A 19,787-nucleotide genomic window follows, 5' to 3' on the forward strand; every position below is an offset into this window, starting at 1 on the left:
CCACTCGGGCTCTATCCTGAGCCGTCTGGGCAAGTGAGCGGTCATCTTCCGGCTTCATTGGCCGATGACTTGTAGGCCGTCCCGGAGGGACGAATGGCCATTGCAGCTTGGAAGCGGTCGTTGCTGTGCCGTTGGTCCGAACGGCAGAAGAGGGTCGAAGGACTGATATGACTTTCCGTGTCAATCGGGATCGGTTTTTGTTTTCGCTTTGTAGGCGCATGAATTTCCTGAGGGCGGCGTAGCAGTAAGTCTCGACGGTGGATCGCACTGATATCCGCGGGTTGGTTACCGCATTACAGAGGTCCGCCCCTTGAGCCTGCCGCTATCTAAAGCCGCAAATCGAATGATGTCCGTTGCATAGTCCAACCGCGGGTTGCTCGGGTGCCGGGCTACGCCGCCTTCAGGAAACTCGCAAAACCTATGTAGTGAAGCTCAACGCTACGCTGACTGCTCGTTTCTCGTTACGGCGAGCGACATTGCGAGCTTGCTAATGTCCCAGATGAACCCCGCCAGTTCGCGTGCGACGGCGACGACAGCAATGTTCACATTCTTGCCGCGTGCTGCCAGCTTGCGGTATCGGCGGCAGAGTCGGACCTGCGCGTCCCAGGCACGGTCAAGGATGCGTTTGGGAATGCCTTCATGTCGACGCTCGATTTCCGGACTCACGCGTGCTGGGTATCTGTAGCTCCAGGCGGCCTCGACGAGCAGCTTCCTTGCATAGCTGTTGCCGTTCTTCGTGATGCTGCCCTGGCGCCGCCGCTCACCCGAAGAATGTTCTGAGGGCGTCACGCCCAGCCAGGCCATCAACTGGCGCGGATGCTCGAAGCGGGAGAGGTCCCCCAATTCGGAGAGCATGCCCACGGCGGTGATGAACTGTATGCCGCGCATGGTCTGCAGACCTAGTATGGCTGGATAAAATCGCCAGCCGACGACAGCCTCGTGCAAGGTCGCCTCGAGGCGCTCACATTGCGCAAACCTGTCTTCAATCGTGCGGCGGCATTCATCGAAGGCTAGTTGCTGCCAGGGGTTTGGAAATGCAAATACGCTTATCCATCGCCGGTGCGCGGGACCCCAGTTGGCGTTACCCGAGTAGCGGACTCCATGCGATAGCAGGAAGGACTTCAACCGCTGGCGGGCCTGTCTGAGATCTGCTTTCGCTGCCGCCCATGCGCGCGCCAGGTCCCGGAACGCCTCATCTTCAACATCCGGCACGTGTACAACTGACAGGTCGCCAGCGCGTAGTGCGCGTACGAGCTTGACCGCGTCGCGCCGGTCCGTTTTGACACGTTCGCCCGGTTTCTTCGGAATCAGGGACGGCGCGCATATCACGCAGTCGAATCCTCTTTCAACGAGTTCTCTGTAAAGTCCGTAGCCACAGGGGCCGGCTTCATAGACAACGCGGACATGGCGCGCCTTCGACTGAAGACGTTTGCACAATCGATCGATATCCGCCTTCAGCGTTCCGATTTTGCCCAACAGTTCGACGTCGCCCATATCGATCGCGTACGCCACCGTGATCGACTCCTTGTGAACATCCAGACCGACAAACACCGTGCTATCGTGGTTCACGCTGGCCTCCGCGCTGGAAATCGCCGGGGTGTGCCCTGTGCACACCGTGCGGCTCTGGCAGTGATGCTAACCCGCGTTTGGTTCCTCACGGCGGGCCAGCCACTGGCTCACGGAAAGTCATACTGCCTAAACCGCTCGCGCGGTAGGGGCTACGGTCTGACGCTGGAGGTGAGGGAGAGGCCGGTCACGCGGCTTTATGTTGGCGAATGAGGCAATCCGCCTCGTTCTTCAGCAGGAGCCGAATCATGACCTCCTTACCAGCAAACGTCAGCCCATTGCGCCAGCGCATGATCGACGACATGCGCATGCGCCAGCTTGCCCCCAAGACGCAAGACATCTATCTGCACATCGTGCGTGAGTTCACCCGGTTTCTCGGGCGCTCACCTGACACGGCCACCGTCGAGGACCTGCGGCGCTACCAGCTCTATCTGGTCGACCACGGCACATCGGCCGTGTCGCTGAATCACTCGATCACCGGACTGAAGTTCTTCTTTACGGTGACGCTCGACCGGCCCGAGCTGATGGTCAGGATGCGACCCGTGCGCGTGCCCCGCGTATTGCCCGTCGTGCTCAGTCCCGACGAAGTGCGGCGGCTTATCGAGGCCGCCGGCAACCTGAAGCACCAGAGCGCGCTGTCGGTCGCGTACGGCGCGGGGCTACGCGCCAGCGAAGTGGTCGCGCTGAAGGTCGCCGACGTCGACAGCGAACGCATGACACTGCGTATCGAGCAGGGCAAGGGCCGTCGTGACCGCTACGCCATGCTCTCGCCGGTGCTGCTCGAGCGTCTGCGTGTGTGGTGGCGCGTGGCCCGTGCGCAGGGCAAGATGCCCGATGGTGGGTGGCTGTTTCCCGGGCTCGATCCGCTCGACCAGTTAAGCACGCGACAGTTGAACCGTGCCATTCATGCCGCCGCCGAGGCTGCGAACATCGACAAGCGCGTATCCATGCATACCTTGAGGCACAGTTTTGCGACACACCTGCTCGAACAGAAGGTGGACATCCGCGTGATCCAGGTGCTGCTCGGCCACGCGAAGCTCGAGAACACCGCGCTCTACGTCCAGGTGGCCACCGACCTGCTGCACGAGGTCACGAGTCCGCTGGACCGCCTGCCTGCCGGGTAAGCTGCGCGCTGTAGCGCCTCATGCTGGAGGTTGCGGATATCTTCCGCAGCCACGGGCCAGCGTGGCGAGCCACGACACATCTGAGCCTGGGGCAGCTGAAGGTCATGTCGGCCATCGAACGGTGCCGCACGGCGGCACTGGGCGGACATGTGCTGCGCTGTTCAGGCTGCGCAAGCACAGAGGTGTCCTTCAACTCGTGCCGGGACCGCCATTGCCCAAAGTGCCAGGCCAGCGCCGCACATCGCTGGCTGGAGGCACGCCAGGTCGATCTGCTGCCCGTCGAATACTTCCACGTCGTCTTCACGCTGCCCGCGTCCATCAGTGCGATCGCCTGGTACAACAAACGGATCATCTACGGCCTGCTGTTCGACATCGCCGCTGACACGCTGCGCACGATCGCCGGGGATCCCGGGCATCTCGGCGCCCAGATCGGCGCCACGCTCGTACTGCACACCTGGGGCTCGGCGCTCACGCATCACCCGCATGTGCACGGCATCGTCCCCGGTGGCGGGCTGTCGCCTGACGGTGAGCGCTGGATCGCCTGCCGGCCGGGATTCTTCCTGCCGGTGCGCGTCCTGTCACGCCTGTTCCGCCGGCGCTTCCTCGAAGCACTCGAAGCGGCCCACCGGCATGGCCAGCTGCAGTTCTTCGGCGAGTACACCGGGCTCGCTGACCGCGCCACCTTTGCCCGGTGGCTTGCGCCGCTACGTAGCTGCGAATGGGTGGTCTACGCCAAGCGCCCGTTCGCCGGACCGAAGGCGGTGCTCGAGTACCTCTCACGCTACACGCACCGCGTCGCCATCTCCAACCAGCGCCTGATCGCCTTCGATGAGCGCGGGGTGACGTTCCGCTGGAAGGACTACCGGGCGAAGGGACGCACCCGCTACAAGACCATGACGCTGGAGGCCGGCGAATTCATGCGCCGCTTTCTGCTCCATGTGCTGCCCGGTGGTTTCCATCGGATCCGTCACTACGGGCTGCTCGCCAACCCGGTGCGTCGCGCCAGTCTCGCGAAGGTGCGCGATCTGCTCCACGTCGCACCCCGGATCAGCCCGTCACCGGACGACGTGGTCATCGAAACCCGCCCCGTCTTCATCTGCCGGCACTGCGGTGCACCGATGATCGTCATCGACATCCTCGCGCGCAGCGCCCCGATCCGCGCACCGCCGGTGTGCCGGGGTCAGACATGAGCACAACGGTGCCCCGATATCTGAACCGACCGTCGGCTTTGCGGCAACGCGGCCCACGAGCGGACGTTTGCGCCTGGCGCTTCACAAAGCGCCTTCCGCGTCTGCTTCACCATCATGATTGCACGACAACACCGCTTCGCTACACTGTCAGCGGCCGGCCAGCATCCTACCTGGTCGCGCTGCCCCCGACATCGCTGAGCATCCTCACTTATCAATCCCCATAGCGGCGAGTACCGACCCTATCGGACCACTCCGCGGTTTCCTCCATCGGGTTTATTCGACGCCTGCCGGCACGCGCGGAGGCATTCACATTCCTGCGCCGATGGCAGGCATCGAATAAACCTTAACGGACAGCGACTGCTGCTGCCGATTCCGTTCGAATCGCACGAGACGCAGGCGCTCATGGCGTTTTCAATTCTGCGCGCCGCTTGACTGCAACATTCATCGCCTGAAAGTTTCGCTGCGTTTCCTCGATCACGTCTTTCGACAGCCGCCCAACAAGCAATCCAGAGAAAGACTCCGTTTGCTCAAGGTGAGTGCCGCCGGCTACGGCCGTCAGGTGAATGCAGTGCGTACCGTCGAACACGCCACGAATCCAGATGCTGCCGCGCCAGCAAAGGTCTTGTTGCGGACGAATGAGCAGGACCGTGGGCTTGAACACCATCGAATCCGGCCCAGTGCCTAGCACAATGCGGATTGTCGCTCCTTCCCTGAAGTCGCCATCAACCCGAGTAATGAAGGGATTCCAATCGGGATACGCGGCGCTGTTCGAAATAACTTTCCAGACATCGGCAGCGGGCCTATCGATAAGAACGTCAGCATAGGCGCTACGATCGTCGTGCGCGACTAAAAGGACTGTAATTACGCCGACAACACTGATGACGATGCACTTCAGCAGCAAGCTCCGCAACCGCATATTCGCCCCATAATCCGTTGTAATTGCTCTGCAAATTTCATAGATTGTCGGCGAGCTAGACATCCACGTGGACCGTCCGAAAGTGGCCGACCCGGGCCTCATGCGTCCGGCATATCGCGACCCGCAGCGGACTTCCGGCATATCGAGGTGTCAACGGCCGCTTGTAAAGCGCAGCGGACGTTTATCGGGCGCTGTTCGCTGACCGAGTCTTCCGTCAGAGTATCCATTGGGGGCACCCGCCTCGCTCTAGTATCTCCATGTCAGCAGACCACGTTTGGCCCGCCGCGCGTGAGTGCATGCGTTCTGCGGATTTCGTGCATTCCATCGTAACCGTCCCCTTTGCACTTCACGGATGATCAACTGAGGCAGCGGAGAGCCCGTTTGTTCAGCAGTTAGCTGCGATGTTCTCGATCAACGTCTTGCCGTACTTGTTTGTTGTCGTCACGAGCGCGTTTCCCATGCAGTATCGTGAGGAGTCTTTGCGGTAACGATACCGGACGTTGACGGTATCTTCTCCAGTCTGCCGGATATCCTCTACGACGAGCGGTACTTCAAGGCCGCCAAAGAAACGGGAAATCTCCAGCTCACTAAGGGGGCCAATACCCCTTTTTTCAGGGACGACCAATGCGGACGCGGAAACCCCGTCTCCCTTAGCTAGCGCTGCATAAAACAGCCTGACAACCGATACCGGGGCTTCGGATTGATCCTGACTGTCATCTTTTGATACATTCTGCGAAATCCCGGGTATGTGTCGTGGCGGCTTTAGCTCTTCGCCGCCCCCTTTGTTTTGCCTCCGTTCCACGCCGCCGAACAGGGCCTCGTGATTGTCCGCACCAATCAAAACTAGCCCCAGAACGCCGAGCAGGAACTGTCGACCGAGAGACTGTAATGGATGAAGTTCGATGCCCAGCGCCTTCAATCCGCCACCAGTTATCGCGGCAATAACGCAAACGACGCCTAAAGTGGTGAACGGAGTACTCATGGCATCCTTATTGAAAACAGCGGACCGCTGCGCTCTCACCCAGAATATATCCAGGGATGTCAGAATTCCGGGTTTTTTCGCCGAGTGAGCCCTTGCCAATGGTTGCCGGATGCGGAGATTTTTCAGTCCCCGCCGACAAGTCTGCTGCCCTGTTCTCGAATTACCTCGAAGTCCTCGATCGCTTCGGGGCGAGTGCCGGCGAAGACGCACACTGTACGATGAGAGCGTCTATCTGAATGCATTGAGGAAGCGGGGCTCACCTCTCCTTGGGAGCCTCGCGCTATCCCCTCGAAATGCTTGACGGACTGACTCAGGGCGTGAAGCTGCCTATCGAGTCGTTTTACCCTCAACGGCAGGTATCAGACTGGAACAGTCATAGCGCTCGCTCATCTTTGGACTTGTCCTCAGCCAAATGCGACGATTGCGTGAGCTCTTCTACATCCCGCCCAACGGCTTTTCGACGGTCAGCTTGTTGGTCACAGAGGTCACCCCCGGAACGCCCTTCGCGATCTCCCGAACCTGATTGATCTGCGAAGCGTCGGTGACCGTGCCACTCAGCGTCACCGCCCCGCCTTTTGCGATCACGCTGATATTGCCGGCGCTGATCTCCTTGTGCTTGCCAATCGCGGCATAGACCTGCCGGCGCAGCGCGCGATTGGCTTTCCTCGGGCTGACAGGCCCGGCAGCGCTAGCTTCCATCGCGGATGAGCCCGGAGGTACACTGGCCATCTGGCCCGACTGCGACCACGCGTTGGCCGACGCATTCAGAATCAATGTGGCAATCGCCAGCGCGCGTGCCTGAATGGTTTTCATCGAATACTCCAGTTTTTATGAGTGACGTAATCAGAAGGTATGGCGGATGCCGATCATGGCCGCCGTGGTAGAAACGCCCGGCGCGACGGGTGCGCCATAGATGATTGTCTGGTTCATGGTTCCCTTGTTGTCGACGTATCCGACCTGCGCATAAGCCTTGGTTCTCTGCGACAGGTTGTACTCCGCGCCAATTGCGAATTCGCTGGAATGATTCGAAGAATTGTTCTTGTCCTTCAGGTAGTAATAGCCCGACGTGACCTTGAAGCGCGGACTGAATTGATAACCCAGGCCGCCCGATGCCATTTCGAAATCCGCGGTATTGCTGTGCGCCGGATTCTTGCCGATTGCGTACGACGCGGAGAACGAGAATCCGCTGATGGTGTACATCGCGCCGAAATAATAGAAGCGGTTATTCGCAAGGCCGGTCGCGGGCACAGCGGGCGCAGCAGGATACGTCAACGGGAACGGATTGGTATCGTGTCCGTTGTAATAGACCGCCGAAAGATTCAAGCCGTAGTTCGAATACTTGAGCACGGCCGACTCGCGCGTGCCGCCCTGGAACTGTCCGCCCACGCCGCCCGGTGCATATTCGAGCGCGACCGATGCGCCATAGAACTTCGGCGAGTTATAGACGAGCGCATTGCTGTCATAAAGCGCGCCGATTGGCGCGTTGGTGCTGGTGCCCGGCCATCCCGCCGCCTGATTGATGCCGAGCCAGGCGGTCAGGATACTACCGAAGTACTGCGCGCCGCGTACATCGGTTTCTGCCATCGCGTAGATCATCGGAATGATTTGCCGGCCGGCGTCGAACGTGCCGTACGGACTGGAGACGCCGACCGTCGCGAACTGGTTGAAGATCGCCGTCGTGCCGGGCGTATCGGACAGGCCGAACTTGCCGTTCGTCGTGTTGAATACGCCTTGCAGCTTAAAGTTGATCTTGTAGCCGCCGCCGAGGTCTTCGGATCCCTTCAGCCCCCAGAAGCTCGCGTAAATGCCGCCGTCCTTCATCTGATAGGTGTGGCCCAGATTGGGCGCATGCGGCTGAAACGTTGCAGCGGATGTGCTCTGGTACAGAAAGCCCGTATCGAGTACGCCATAGAGCGTTACTGACGATTGCGCATGAGCCGCGGTGGCGAAAACGGCCAACACGATAGCGCTGCTTGACTTCAACTTCATGGTACTCCTCCGCGTACCGGCGTTGGCGCAATAGCCTATGCTGCGATCGCTTCAAGATGGTTGGTAATTTTGTGAACGTCCGGCCTGCCCGGTCGCGTTGCTGCGTGAATCGAACTACTTTCTTGCGAAAGCGTCGGATCGGGCCGGAAGGTAATAGCCCCCGAACTGATCGCGTAACTGGTTCTTCAGGACCTTGCCCGTCGCGCCGAGAGGAACTGTGTCGACGAACACCACGGCATCGGGGGTCCACCAGCGCGCGACCCGGCCGTTGAAGAAGGACAGCAGTTCGTCGCTGTCCAGCGCGCTGCCCGGCTTTGTCACGACCAGCAGTAGCGGTCGTTCGTCCCACTTTGGATGTCGCGCGGCGATACAGGCGGCCATCGAGACTTCCGGATGCAGATACGCGACGTTTTCGATGGCCGCCGAACTGATCCATTCGCCGCCCGACTTGATCACGTCCTTGCTGCGATCAGTGATCTGCATGAAGCCGTCGCGATCGATCGTGGCGATGTCGCCGGTGGGAAACCAGCCGTCGCACAGCGGCGACTCGACGTCGGCGCCGAAGTATTGCTGCGTAACCCAGTGACCGCGCACCTGCAGATCGCCGGCCGTCTCACCGTCCCAAGGCAACTCCTCGCCCTTCGCGTCGACGATCCTCATGTCAATGCCGTACAGCGAGCGTCCCTGCTTCGCCTGAAGCGCATGGCGCTGCGGGATGGGCAGCGAGTGCTGATGTGCCTTGAAGCTGCAGATTGTCCCGATCGGGCTCAATTCGGTCATGCCCCATGCGTGCAGCACCTCGACCTGATGACGGTTCTGGAAAGCGTCCGTCATCGCTGTCGGACACGATGCGCCGCCGATCACCGTGCGCCGCATTGACGAGAAGGTCGCCTCGAGTGCATCGACGTGCGCAAGCAGGCCCTGCCAGACGGTCGGCACGCCGGCCGACATCGTCACCTGTTCCTGTTCTATGAGTTCATAGAGCGACTTGCCGTCGAGCGCCGGCCCCGGAAACACTAGTTTCGCGCCGACCATGCAGGCGATGTACGGCAGTCCCCACGCATTCACATGGAACATCGGCACGACCGGCAGGATCACGTCGCGCGCCGAACAGTTCATCGCATCCGGCAGCGCCGCCGCGTAGGTGTGCAGCACGGTCGAGCGATGGCTGTACAGCACGCCCTTCGGATTGCCGGTGGTGCCCGACGTGTAGCACAGCGACGACGCGCTGTTCTCGTCGAGCAGCGGCCATTCGAAAACGTCGTCGCAGAGTTCGATCAGGTCCTCGTAGCACATCAGCATGCCGGCCATGTCGTGCCCTTGCGGCATGTGCGCGCGATCGGTCATTGCCACGAACACCTTCGGGCTCTTCACCCGGGGTGCGATGCTCTCGATCAGCGGCAGGAACGTCAGGTCGAAGAACATGACACGATCTTCCGCATGCTCGATGATGTACGCTAGTTGATCGACGTGCAGCCGCGGGTTAAGCGTATGCAGCACGGACCCGGAACCCGACACCGCGAAATACAGCTCCATGTGGCGGTAGCCGTTCCATGCCAACGTGCCGACACGCTCGCACGGCTTCACGCCGAGCGTGCCCAACGCGTTGGCCATGCGGCGCGCGCGTTTCGCTAGCTGCCGAAACGTATAACGGTGCACGTCGCCCTCGACGCGGCGTGACACGATTTTCTGTTCACCATGATGGCGTTCCGCGTGCGTGAGCAGCGAAGCGACCAGCAGTGGCTGCTGCATCATCAAGCCTTGCATTTTTCCGTCTCCTGATTGGTTGCGGCGTCTCGCGCCGGTCCTACGTGTCCTTACGTTGCCGCGCTGCCCACTCGCGCATGCGAGGGGGCGCCTCCGGCTCGTCGAGACTCACCACTACCTTTGAATCCACTATTTCGACCGGGAAGGTCGTCACATTCAATCCGCCCGTTCCCGCTATGCAACCCGTGCGCACATCGAAGCGCAGACCGTGCGCCGGGCAACGCAACATGCAACCTTCCAGCTGGCCGCCCGCAAGCGAGGCTCCGTTATGGGGACATGTGTTGTCGATGGCGTGAAGCGTGCCGTCGATGTTGAACAGCACGATGCTGCGGCCATCGATGAAGGCCAGCTTGCGCTGGCCCGGCACGAGTTCGCCGGCGACATCCACCACGATCTGACGTGACATCGCAGCCTCCTTCACATCAGTCCCAACCGGCGAATCAACGTCTCCGCCATTGGCCATTCGCCAAAACCCGACGCGGGGTTGAGGTGTCCTACTTCGCCGAGATCGACGAGGCGGCTGCCCCAGTCCTGCGCCATCTCCTGCACGCGCTCGAACTGCGCGACCGGATCATTGCGGCTCGCGCAGACGATGCTCGGAAACGGCAGCGGCTTGCGCGGAATCGGCAGCCAGCCATTCTCATTGAGCGTATCCAGTTCCGGATAGCCGGCCGGCAGCGGCGTTTCGAGATCTACGGGCGCTGCGAGCAGCGCAGCGTGAATCTCACGCTTGTGCTTCGCGGCCCAATGCACGGTGATCATCACGCCAGCGCTATGCGCGACCAGAATGACCGGCCCGTCGATCCGGGCGAGTGCGGCATCGAGCGCCGCGACGCGCGCCGCGCAATTGAGCTTGTCGTGCTCGAGCGGCGGCACCGACAGCGCTTTCGGCAACCGTTGCTGCAACAGGGTCTGCCAATGCTCGGCGACGTGGTCGCGCAAACCCGGGACCATTAGAATGGTCGGTTTCAGTTCGTAATTCATCGGAAGCTAGCTGCTCGTTCAGTAAGGCTTGCTGCCGACAATGCCGGCGCGTTCCATCTTGCGATGGCACGGCGGGTAGTCCATCACGGCATAGTGCTGGGTCGAAGTGTTGTCCCAGATCGCGATGCTGTTCTTCTGCCAGCGCCAGCGCACCTGGTACTCGGGGATGTACGCCTGGCTGATCAGATAGCGCAGCAGATCGCTCGCGCCCGGATTCGCGTCCTGGCCGTAGCGCACCCGCTCGGGCGTGTGGAAGTTCGTAAAGTGCGTCGTAAAGATGTTGGCGTAGAGGACCTTTTCGCCGGTCTCCGGATGCGTGCGAACCACCGGATGCTCCGCATCCGGGTACTGCGCCTTGAGAGCAAGACGTTTGTCCAACGGCATGTTCGCGCCGAACGTGGCTTCGATGCTGTGGCGGGCGCGCAGGCCAGCGATTTCGTCTTTCACGTGCTGCGGAAGTTTGTCGTACGCGAGGACCATGTTCGCCCACATCGTGTCGCCGCCCACCGGGGGACATTCCACGCAGCGCAGTACCGCGCCGAACGGCGGCGCCTCGCGCCAGGTAGCGTCCGAATGCCAGGCGTTTTCGTAGCGGTCGTTCGGCTGCTCCGGGGTCCGGTAGATCCTGACGAGTCCCGGATTGTCAGGATCGCTGCTCGCCACCGGATGATCTTCAAGTTCGCCGAGGCGACGCGCGAAAGCTACATGCTCGGCGCGGCTGATTTCCTGGTCGCGCAGGAACAGAACGCGATGCTTCAGCAGCGCCGCGCGAATCTCGGCGAACAGGCCGTCGTCGTGAATGGCGTCGGCCAGCCTTACGCCGTTCAGTTCGCCGCCAAGGGCGTAAGTCAGTTGTTCGATACGCATATGATGATGTCCTTGCAGCAGCGATCTTCAGATCACGAAGACCGAGGAGCCGGTCGTCTTGCGTGACTCCAGATCGCGATGGGCGTGTGCGGCATCCTCCAGCGCGTAGCGCTGGTTAATCTCGATCCGGATGCGGCCCGAGGCCACGTGGCCGAACAACTCGCCGGCCAGTTCGGCCTTTTCCGCAGGATCGGCGATGTAGTCGGCCAGCGCCGGACGGGTCAGGTACGGCGAGCCCTTGAGGGCAAGGATGTGCGGACTGAATGGCGGGATCGGGCCCGACGCAGTGCCGACGCAGACGACCAGGCCCCGGCGCTTGACCGAGTCGAGCGAGGCGTCGAAGGTGTCCTTGCCGACGCTATCGATCACTACGTTGACGCCGACGCCATCGGTCAGCTCGCGCACCCGCGCAGCGGCATTCTCATGGCTGTAATTGACGATGTGATCGCATCCGTGGGCGCGCGCGACTTCGGCCTTGGCTTCGCTGGAAACCGTGCCGATTACCGTCAGCCCGAGCAGCTTCGCCCACTGTGACACGATCAGCCCGACGCCCCCTGCGGCAGCGTGCAGCAGAATGGTGTCGCCTTCCTTGAAGGCGTAAATGCGGCGCATCAGGTACGCCGAGGTCAGGCCACGCATCGTCATGGCTGCGGCCGTATCGCAGGCAATGCCATCGGGCAGCCTGATGAGGGGCGCGGCATCGATCACACGGTCCGTGCAATAGGCGCCGAGTGTGTTGTACGCGCCCGTGTAAGTCACGCGGTCGCCCACTGCGACGCTGGTCACGCCAGCCCCCACGGCCTCCACGACGCCCGCACCCTCGGTGCCGATCCCAGACGGAAGCGGCGCCGGATACAGGCCGGTGCGAAAGTAGACGTCGGCGAAGTTGAGGCCGACCGCCTCGTGGCGCAGCCTGACTTGACCGGGTCCGGGTTCGCCCACCGCAACGTCCTCATAGCGCAGGACTTCGGGACCACCGGTTTCATGAAAGCGAACAGCTTTTGCCATTTTTGGCTCCTGGATTCATTGTCTGAGTTGGGACGCGTCAGCCTTGTGCCGGATCGGCATCTCGTGGCGGGCGCAATAACGTTGATTACCGTGCCGTCGAGGTGCGATCGGCGGCAAACCTGGCGAACCAGTTCAGGCTTTCAGGATTCGCCATGGTGTCGGGATTGGCTACCTTCGCCAGCGGCTGTCCAAGCAGCAGCTTCTTGATTGGCAGTTCCATCTTCTTTCCAGACAGGGTGCGTGGAATCGCAGAAACCTGGAACACGTCGTTCGGCACGTGGCGGGCAGAGAGCGCCACCTTGATCCGCTGGCGAATGCCTTCAATGAGCGCGGGCGTCAGCTCGGCACCTGGACGCAACACCACGAACAACGGCATGTAGGACTCCCGGCCCAGGTATTCGAGATCTACCACCATGCTGTCCAGCACCTCGGGCAAGTCCTCGACGGCCCGGTACAACTCGCTGGTCCCCATGCGGATGCCGTGCCGATTGATCGTGGCGTCCGAGCGGCCATAGATGATGGCGCCGCCTCGTGGCGTGATGCGCACCCAGTCTCCATGGCGCCAGACCCCTGGATACATGTCGAAGTAGCTGTCGCGGTAGCGCGCGTTGTCCTTGTCGTTCCAGAAGCAAAGCGGCATCGACGGCATCGGTGCGGTGCAGACCAACTCGCCGACCTCGTCTATGTGCGCGCTCCCCGCGTCGTCGAAGGCCTCGACCCGCGCACCCAGGCAGCGGCACTGCATCTCGCCAAGGTAGACGGGCAGCGTGGGCACGCCGGCAACAAAGCAACCGGCGAAGTCAGTGCCACCGGAGAGTGCATTGATCCAGATCGGGCCGACGCGGTCGAGGATCCACCGGTAACCTTCCGGCGACAGCGGAGAACCGGTCGAGCCGACGGCGCGCAGGCACGAAAGACCGCCCACTTTGCGCGGCTCGATGGCGGACTTTTCACAGGCCTGAAAGTACGCTGCGCCGGCACCAAAGAAGTTCACATCGGCGTCGTCAATGAATCGCCAGAGCGCGGTCATGTCCGGATAGCCGGGATTGCCGTCGAACAGGCATACCGTCGCGCCTGCGAGCAGTCCGCCGACCTGCAGGTTCCACATGATCCAGCCGGTACTGGCCTGCCAGAAGAAGCGGTCACCGGCATGCAGATCCAGATGAAGCGTGGTGAGCTTGACATGCTCGAGAACGATGCCGCCCTGCGAATGGACGATGGGCTTCGGCAGGCCTGTCGTGCCTGACGAGTAGACGATCCACAGCGGATGGTCGAACGGCACATGCTCGACGTCGAGCGGCAACGCATTGTTCGAAATTGCGTCGGCCCACGTCACCGGGTTGGAAAGCCCATAACGATCGTCCTGGCAATGCAGCGTCGGAACGACGACGACATGCCCGACACTCGGCAACTGTTCGAGCAGCTTGCACAGTACGGGCCGGCGATCGAATTCCTTGCCGCCATACCGATAGCCGTCGACTGCGATCAAGACCTTGGGCTCGATCTGGCGGAAGCGATCCAGCACCGCGAGGTCGCCCATATCGGGCGCGCAGGCCGACCAGATAGCACCGATGCTTGCGACGGCGAGAAACGCAACGATCGCGTGCGGGGTATTAGACAGATAAGCGGCAACCCTATCGCCTCGAACCACACCCATGCCGCGCAGGCAGGCCGCGAGAGCCGCAACCTGACGTTCCAGGTCGGCCCAGCTCATTTCTCCGGTCTCACCCGCCTCGTTGCGATACACGATGGCGGGCCGTCCCGCCTCGGCGTGCCGGAACACCTGCTCGACGTAGTTCATCTGTACGCCCGGAAACCACGATGCCCCCGGCATGCTGGCCTCAGCCAGAGCGACGCTGGGCTTCTGGGTCGACGGGATAGCCGCCCAGTCCCACAGGGCCAGCCAGAAGCCATCGACCTCGTCGACAGACCACTGCCACAAGGCGTCGTAGTTCGCAAAAGACAGACCGCGCTCGCGCTTGAGCCATCGCATGAATTGCGTGATGCGGGCGTTGTTGACGACGGATGATGACGGCGACCAGGCGGGGCGTGTCGTCAGCGCACTAGCGTTCAGGGTCGGACTAATGGAAATGCTCATTGCTCGAATACCGATAAGAGGTAGGTGCTATCAAGAGTGCATTGCTGCGCGGCTCAGGCCGATACGGTCACAGGCGAGCCCGGCGAGGTCGCGGCATCCAGCCGGATGTGCTCCACCCTCGCCAGTTCCGGTTCGTAGGTGCGCGTGGCCCGCAGGAAGCACAGGGCTGCGAGCAGACCGAAAGCGGGCATGACTGCGAGCGCTACCTGCAGGCCCCAGGCATCCGATAGCAGACCACCTACGAAGGGACCGACAGCAAGGCCGAAGAGATTCTGGAACAGCGACAGGATGGCGGCCCCGGTGGAACGGACGCCCGGATGAATCACGTTGAGCACCACGGTGGCAGTCGGCGCTATCGTGCACATCATCAGGAGACCACCAAGGGCGATAAGCAGGAACTGCTGCTTCGCCGGCATCGTGACGCCAAAGGCTATCGCGAAGACCAGCAACGTTGCCATGCACAGGATGGCCATCATCACCAGTTTGTTGCGCGGCCGGCGGACGGCGAGTCGATCCGCCATCACGCCCCAGATGACCGAGCCCGCTGCGCCACACAGCACGATCAGTGCGGCCAGCATCCCTGCGTGGTCCGGGGCGGCGCCGTGGTAACGGTGGAAATAGCTTGGGAGCCACGACCAGATCATCGACACGACGACGAGCTGAAGGGCGGCGCCCAGGCACGTCCACCATACGGTGGGTGAACTGGCCAGTGTCGATACGATCTGCCTGGCAAAGCTCGGCACAGAGTGCCGCGCCTGGTCCATGCTGGGGGCGAGTTCCACGGTCTTATAGTCCGGCACAAGGAGGTACACGAAAGCCAGGACCAGGCCGGGAACGCCGACGATGCCGAATGCCGCTTTCCAGCCCCAGTGGGCCGCGACAACGCCACCCAGCATCACGCCGAGCACGGAACCGAGCGAGGCCGCTGCGAAAAAGGCGCCAAGCAGCGTGGTGCGCAGTCGCTTCGGAAACAGGCTGGCGATCAGGGCGCCGCCCACCGAACCATAGCCGGTCTCGCCAAGGCCAACGATGGCTCGCGCTGCGAAGAGCTGACCGAAGTTGCGCGCAAACATGCAGGAGATGGTCGCCAGGCTCCACACCGTTGCCATCACGAAGATGCTCTTGACCCGGCTGAAGCGGTCGGCCATCAGCGCGACAGGAACGCCGCCCGCAGCCACGACGATGGAGATGATCGACACCAGACTGCCAAGTTGCATGTCCGACAGACCCCAGGCGGCCTTCAGGTGCGGGAACAACGACACGATCACCTGACGATCGATGTAATCGAACAACATCAGCGCGAAGGTCATCGCGAAGGCGAACCACGCCTGACGCCGACTGACGAGGTAGCCGTCGCGGTCGTCCGACTGCGGCGCGGCGGAATGCAAGTTCATGATTTACGTCTCCGGTGTGAGGCTCTTTCATGGAGAGCTTCTTTTTATCTGGCGATCTCACAGCGAGACCAAAAGTTCGTTGCTTCGCAAGGTTTGCGAAGCAACGGCGCACTCACGTCGCGACGTGCGACTTCCTGCTCAGGCAGCGCGCAGCGGCACGCCTCTGGTGCCGCGCTGGCGGTTGGGCGCCATGCCGTTCGCCGCCAGCGTCTCGTCAACACTGTCGTACCAGGTGCCGATGCGGTAGATTTCGCGGGCTTCCTTGCCGGAAGCAATGTCGCGACCGAGTTCGCGGGCGACGCGCACGCACTGCTGGATCTGCTGCACGGACGTCATGCGATTGCCGTGTTGATCGGTGAGCGTGTCCTCCGTGCCGACGCGAGGATGGAAGCCCATTGCCATGGACATCATGTTGAGCGGTAGCACGTTATGCAGAAGAGACTCTGACGTGACGCAAACACCGTCGGCTGCGCGTTGCAGGAGGTACATGAAGTTATAGGGATTCGGGCCGTCGGCGCCGCCGGCGATGCCGATCCAGGTCAGGTTGACTGGGCCTTTGTAGATGCCGCGGCGGATCATGCGCTCGATCGTGTCGTACGAATGAACGCCCGCGAGCTGGAAATGAGGCTGGATACCGGCAGCCTGCAAGCGGCGCAGGTGCTCTTCGACCCAGCCCGGACCTGCCGGGACGGTCATCTCGCGATAGGCTTGTTGCAATACCGGATCAGCCAGCGATGTGCCCGCCACTGCCAGCGGCGTCATCAACTCCATGATGTTCATCTGCGTGGTGTTGATCGCAATCGTCACCTGGTCCGGCTTCGGGTCCAGTTCGGCCAGCATGTGACGGGTATCGTCGGACAGCCACTTCGCGGCCTGGCCTTCATCTTCCGGTGCGAAGGAGATGGAGCCACCGACCTGGATGATCATGTCGGGTACCGCCTCGCGCACGCCGGCGATCAGCTCGTTGAACTTGGACAGGCGCTTCGAGCCTTTGCCATCGAGTTCACGCACGTGCAGGTGCAGCACCCTTGCTCCGGCTTCATAGCAGTCAACGGCCTTCTGGATCTGCTCGTCCATGGTTACCGCAATGTCTTCCGGGAAATCGGAAGGCATCCACTCTGGGGCATAAGGGGCGACGGTGATGACAACCTTCTGCTGGTTTTGGGGGTGAAGCGAGTCGTCGAGGAATTGCATGAAATGGGCTCCTGGGTGTTGGGTACCGGTACCGGTATTCGGTTCGGCGTATGGCAACACTGTAGGCCGCCGATGCGATAGACTCTTTCGTTGAGGTGCCAATTATTTTCGTTTTGGTGCCACTAGGTGGAAGTACCAACCACTCGCTCAACGTGCCAGGAAGTGCACGATTGACGCGCCGAGGAGAACCGAAAGTGGCTGAGCCGATGGTCCGTGCCAGGGCGTTGAGCGGCTACTTGCAGGTCGCCCGGCGGCACGGGTTGGCACCACATGAACTGCTGCGGCAGGTTGGACTCGATGTCGCTGTCCTGCACAATCCCGATCATCGGATTCCCATCTCGTCCGTTTGCCAGTTGCTGGAAAGTGCCGCGTCGAATGCGAAGTGCCTGACGTTCGGGCTGGAGATGGCCGATACCCGGCAGCCATTCGATTTCGGCATGCTCGAACTCATGCTCTCGCACAAGCGCACGCTGCGTGAGGTCCTGCTGGCAGCGGTTCAGTATCGCCACCTGCTCAACGAGGCGCTGGCTATTCACGTGGAAACGGGCGGAAGTACGGTCGTGATCCGTGAGGAGATCGTCGTCGAACAAGCGATCCCGACACGTCAGGCGATCGAACTCGCCCTTGGTGTGCTGGCCCGCAGCTGTGTGGCCCTGCTGGGAGAGCACTGGCAGCCGCGTGGCGTCCACTTCGCCCATTCCGCGCCTGCCAGCGTGAATTTTCACCGGCGTTTCTTTGGATGCCCCGTCACGTTCAACAGCGACTTCAATGGCATTGTCTGCGCCGCCGAGGATCTCGACCGCCCGAATCCGAATGCCGATCCGGAACTCGTGAGATATGCGGAAAGCCTGGCTAACCCTCTGAATCTGGCGGAGCCGAACTCGATCGTGTCGGACGTGCGCAAGACCATCTACCTGCTGCTGCCCATCGAGCAGGCTGCCGTGGACCAGGTTGCACGCCACCTTCACCTGAGCGTACGCACGATGCAGCGCCAACTCGGAATGGCAGGTACCAGCTTCTCAGATCTCGTCGAGGAAGTTCGCCGGGAACTCGCAGCACGCTATCTGACCAATCGACGTTACCCGATCGGGCAGGTGGCAATGCTGCTCGGCTATCCTAGACAGTCAACCTTCACACAATGGTTCACGGCGAGGTTTGGCACATCTCCTCGCTCATGGCGGAATAAGCAGTTGGAGAAATGACCGGTAGTCGACGGCGTGCCTCGGGCACCAACCGGTATGCCAAGTGGCCGCGACGGGTGTAATCCGTGACGAACACTGTCGTTCGCCTAGACCGGCCCATCATCGTCAGCTGAGGGACCCAAAGCGGGCCATGCCCGACGATCAGTCCGGTGACGGCAATGGCCGAAGCACGCGCCGCGCATCGGGCCGGTTTCGACGTGGACCAGCCGTTCGAATGACCGCTGCATGGCTCAGGCGAGCGGCCGCTACTGGCCGATAGGACCTGTTCGATGAGCGTTTTAGAGAGCCGACGTTGGAATTCTCAACGGCGGCTTTCCGGCGACTTGTGTGAACGCGTACTGCCGGCCACAAGCCGCCGGTCGAGGTCGCCATCCAATCTGAATAACCAAGGGCTCGTTCGCCCTTCCTCAATGGCCGGTCTCCGGCGAGCGAATTACCGGTGGCACTGCTTCAACCCGGCCAACTGCAGCCATCGGCTCATCCTTTCACATGGACGTTCGAACGTCGGCAGCGCTCAGCAAACGGACCTTCGCGGTCCGACATCGTTTGTCACGATCCTGTTTCCGGAAGCGCAGAGACCCACTCGGCAGACTGCACTAATACGGCAATGTTTTTGTCATCGTTCCAGAGGGGAGCATCAAGGCCCCAATAAAAGAAGTGAACTGTTGTTCCATCGTCTAATTTTTTCTCACTCCGTACGCCTTTTTTTGTATATAGGACGACCCGATCCCCCACTTTGATCGGCTTGTCGGGAAACCAAAAGGCGTCTTTCTTGCCTGCCATTGGTCCTCCGTCTTTACTCTTGCCGGAGCAAAGCAGGAGGTATTTCCCGATGTCGTGGTCAGCGGTCACACTAATGACAACGCGTTCTTTCGGAAGGACGCCAGGATCAGCAAATGATTTGATCTGTGCTTTCATTTCATGACCATTTTTGCTGTTATGCCCAAGGCTATCGCTGCGCCACCCGCGATCAAGCAAAGCCAGCCAGTAGGCTGTTTGTCCCAGACCGACGACGCGTACCCCGCGATCAGTGCACCCAAAGTCAACATCCCACCAAAAATGGTGTCTGCGGCGACCCTCGTTTTGAGCTTTTCGTTCGCAATCGCGAGGTTCAGGTTCACGCCGTGAAAACTGTCGCGAAATGCAGCTAGTTCGAGCTTCTCCCTTTCGAGCTTGTCCACCTCGCCGACAAGCATTTTCTGCACGCCGGGTGACGCGAGGTCATCGTCCTTGAGCGCCCGAGTGAGAGAGGATAGCGGAGTCTGATAAGCACTTTTCGTCTGCTGAGCCGGGACAGGCACCGCTCCTTTTTCGTCGGTACTTGCGTCCAGCTCTTTAAGGTCGTCCATCGTTCTTGTCCGTGCGAAAGAATGTGCTGGGATCATCGAGGTCTGATTCGGCCGCTGAGCGGTTCGTCACTATACCAATTTCGCGCCACGCCATATCCCGGGTTGCTTATCCGACCGCTTCGTCAGCTTCAACTGCGGCTTTTTAGGCCCAGTGGCT

18 protein-coding genes are annotated in these 19,787 nt (G+C 61.3%); 3 read left to right on the top strand and 15 right to left on the bottom strand.

The features are described from left to right. Nucleotides 1–438: 438 nt before the first annotated feature. Nucleotides 439–1,569: an IS110 family transposase gene (locus tag B0G81_RS39360; protein ID WP_134143597.1), complete on the bottom strand. Its 1,131-nt coding sequence runs from the start codon at nt 1,567–1,569 to the stop codon at nt 439–441. Nucleotides 1,570–1,814: 245 nt separating this feature from the next. On the opposite strand from B0G81_RS39360, the gene B0G81_RS39365 reads away from it, so the two are divergent. Together B0G81_RS39365 and B0G81_RS39370 are read left to right on the top strand one after the other, a co-directional pair. Next, on the top strand, nt 1,815–2,690 hold the full coding sequence (locus tag B0G81_RS39365) for a site-specific integrase (RefSeq protein WP_134143599.1): 876 nt from the start codon (nt 1,815–1,817) through the stop codon (nt 2,688–2,690). Between the two features lie 20 nt (nt 2,691–2,710). Then, a complete protein-coding gene (locus B0G81_RS39370; protein ID WP_134143601.1) occupies nt 2,711–3,880 on the top strand; it encodes an IS91 family transposase in 1,170 nt (389 codons plus the stop codon). A 400-nt stretch (nt 3,881–4,280) separates the two neighbouring features. On the opposite strand, the gene B0G81_RS39375 is transcribed toward B0G81_RS39370, so the two are convergent. The 12 genes from B0G81_RS39375 to B0G81_RS39435 form a co-directional block, all read right to left on the bottom strand. After that, the gene (locus tag B0G81_RS39375) at nt 4,281–4,859 is read right to left on the bottom strand and encodes an SRPBCC domain-containing protein (RefSeq protein WP_166679183.1); all 579 of its coding nucleotides are present in this window, start codon (nt 4,857–4,859) and stop codon (nt 4,281–4,283) included. A 322-nt stretch (nt 4,860–5,181) separates the two neighbouring features. After that, nucleotides 5,182–5,778 carry a hypothetical protein gene (locus B0G81_RS39380; RefSeq protein ID WP_134143605.1) on the bottom strand — a complete coding sequence of 199 codons (597 nt, stop codon included), beginning with the start codon at nt 5,776–5,778 and terminating at the stop codon, nt 5,182–5,184. Nucleotides 5,779–6,213: 435 nt separating this feature from the next. Next, complete coding sequence (locus B0G81_RS39390) at nt 6,214–6,591, bottom strand: BON domain-containing protein (RefSeq protein ID WP_134143609.1); 378 nt, start codon at nt 6,589–6,591, stop codon at nt 6,214–6,216. Between the two features lie 30 nt (nt 6,592–6,621). Continuing rightward, nucleotides 6,622–7,767 (bottom strand): porin, encoded by a 1,146-nt coding sequence (locus tag B0G81_RS39395; protein WP_134143611.1) that lies wholly within the window; start codon nt 7,765–7,767, stop codon nt 6,622–6,624. Nucleotides 7,768–7,881: 114 nt separating this feature from the next. Continuing rightward, nucleotides 7,882–9,534: a 3-(methylthio)propionyl-CoA ligase gene (locus tag B0G81_RS39400; protein ID WP_134143612.1), complete on the bottom strand. Its 1,653-nt coding sequence runs from the start codon at nt 9,532–9,534 to the stop codon at nt 7,882–7,884. Between the two features lie 40 nt (nt 9,535–9,574). Continuing rightward, nucleotides 9,575–9,940, bottom strand: coding sequence for a Rieske 2Fe-2S domain-containing protein (locus B0G81_RS39405; RefSeq protein ID WP_134143615.1), 366 nt, complete (start codon nt 9,938–9,940; stop codon nt 9,575–9,577). A gap of 11 nt (nt 9,941–9,951) precedes the next feature. After that, nucleotides 9,952–10,518: an alpha/beta hydrolase gene (locus B0G81_RS39410; protein WP_134143617.1), complete on the bottom strand. Its 567-nt coding sequence runs from the start codon at nt 10,516–10,518 to the stop codon at nt 9,952–9,954. Nucleotides 10,519–10,536: 18 nt separating this feature from the next. Continuing rightward, nucleotides 10,537–11,385, bottom strand: a complete 849-nt coding sequence (locus B0G81_RS39415; RefSeq protein WP_134143620.1) for a TauD/TfdA family dioxygenase — start codon at nt 11,383–11,385, stop codon at nt 10,537–10,539. A 27-nt stretch (nt 11,386–11,412) separates the two neighbouring features. Further along, nucleotides 11,413–12,393: a quinone oxidoreductase gene (locus B0G81_RS39420; protein WP_134143622.1), complete on the bottom strand. Its 981-nt coding sequence runs from the start codon at nt 12,391–12,393 to the stop codon at nt 11,413–11,415. 85 nt (nt 12,394–12,478) lie between these two features. Beyond that, complete coding sequence (locus B0G81_RS39425) at nt 12,479–14,491, bottom strand: acetoacetate--CoA ligase (RefSeq protein WP_134143627.1); 2,013 nt, start codon at nt 14,489–14,491, stop codon at nt 12,479–12,481. 53 nt (nt 14,492–14,544) lie between these two features. Beyond that, nucleotides 14,545–15,885, bottom strand: a complete 1,341-nt coding sequence (locus B0G81_RS39430) for an MFS transporter (RefSeq protein ID WP_134143630.1) — start codon at nt 15,883–15,885, stop codon at nt 14,545–14,547. A gap of 138 nt (nt 15,886–16,023) precedes the next feature. After that, nucleotides 16,024–17,079 carry a 3-keto-5-aminohexanoate cleavage protein gene (locus B0G81_RS39435; protein WP_134143636.1) on the bottom strand — a complete coding sequence of 352 codons (1,056 nt, stop codon included), beginning with the start codon at nt 17,077–17,079 and terminating at the stop codon, nt 16,024–16,026. Between the two features lie 206 nt (nt 17,080–17,285). Here B0G81_RS39435 and B0G81_RS39440 point away from each other — a divergent pair, with 206 nt between their 5' ends. Continuing rightward, on the top strand, nt 17,286–18,281 hold the full coding sequence (locus tag B0G81_RS39440; RefSeq protein WP_134143874.1) for an AraC family transcriptional regulator: 996 nt from the start codon (nt 17,286–17,288) through the stop codon (nt 18,279–18,281). A 549-nt stretch (nt 18,282–18,830) separates the two neighbouring features. Here the strand turns inward: B0G81_RS39440 and B0G81_RS39445 are convergent. After that, entirely contained in the window at nt 18,831–19,199 is a 369-nt protein-coding gene (locus tag B0G81_RS39445; RefSeq protein WP_134143639.1) for a hypothetical protein, read from the bottom strand. Then, nucleotides 19,196–19,630, bottom strand: coding sequence for a hypothetical protein (locus tag B0G81_RS39450; RefSeq protein WP_134143642.1), 435 nt, complete (start codon nt 19,628–19,630; stop codon nt 19,196–19,198). The genes B0G81_RS39445 and B0G81_RS39450 overlap by 4 nt, the downstream gene beginning before the upstream one ends. Nucleotides 19,631–19,787: the final 157 nt, after the last annotated feature.

The organism is Paraburkholderia sp. BL6665CI2N2, from assembly GCF_004366535.1.
GTDB lineage: Bacteria > Pseudomonadota > Gammaproteobacteria > Burkholderiales > Burkholderiaceae > Paraburkholderia.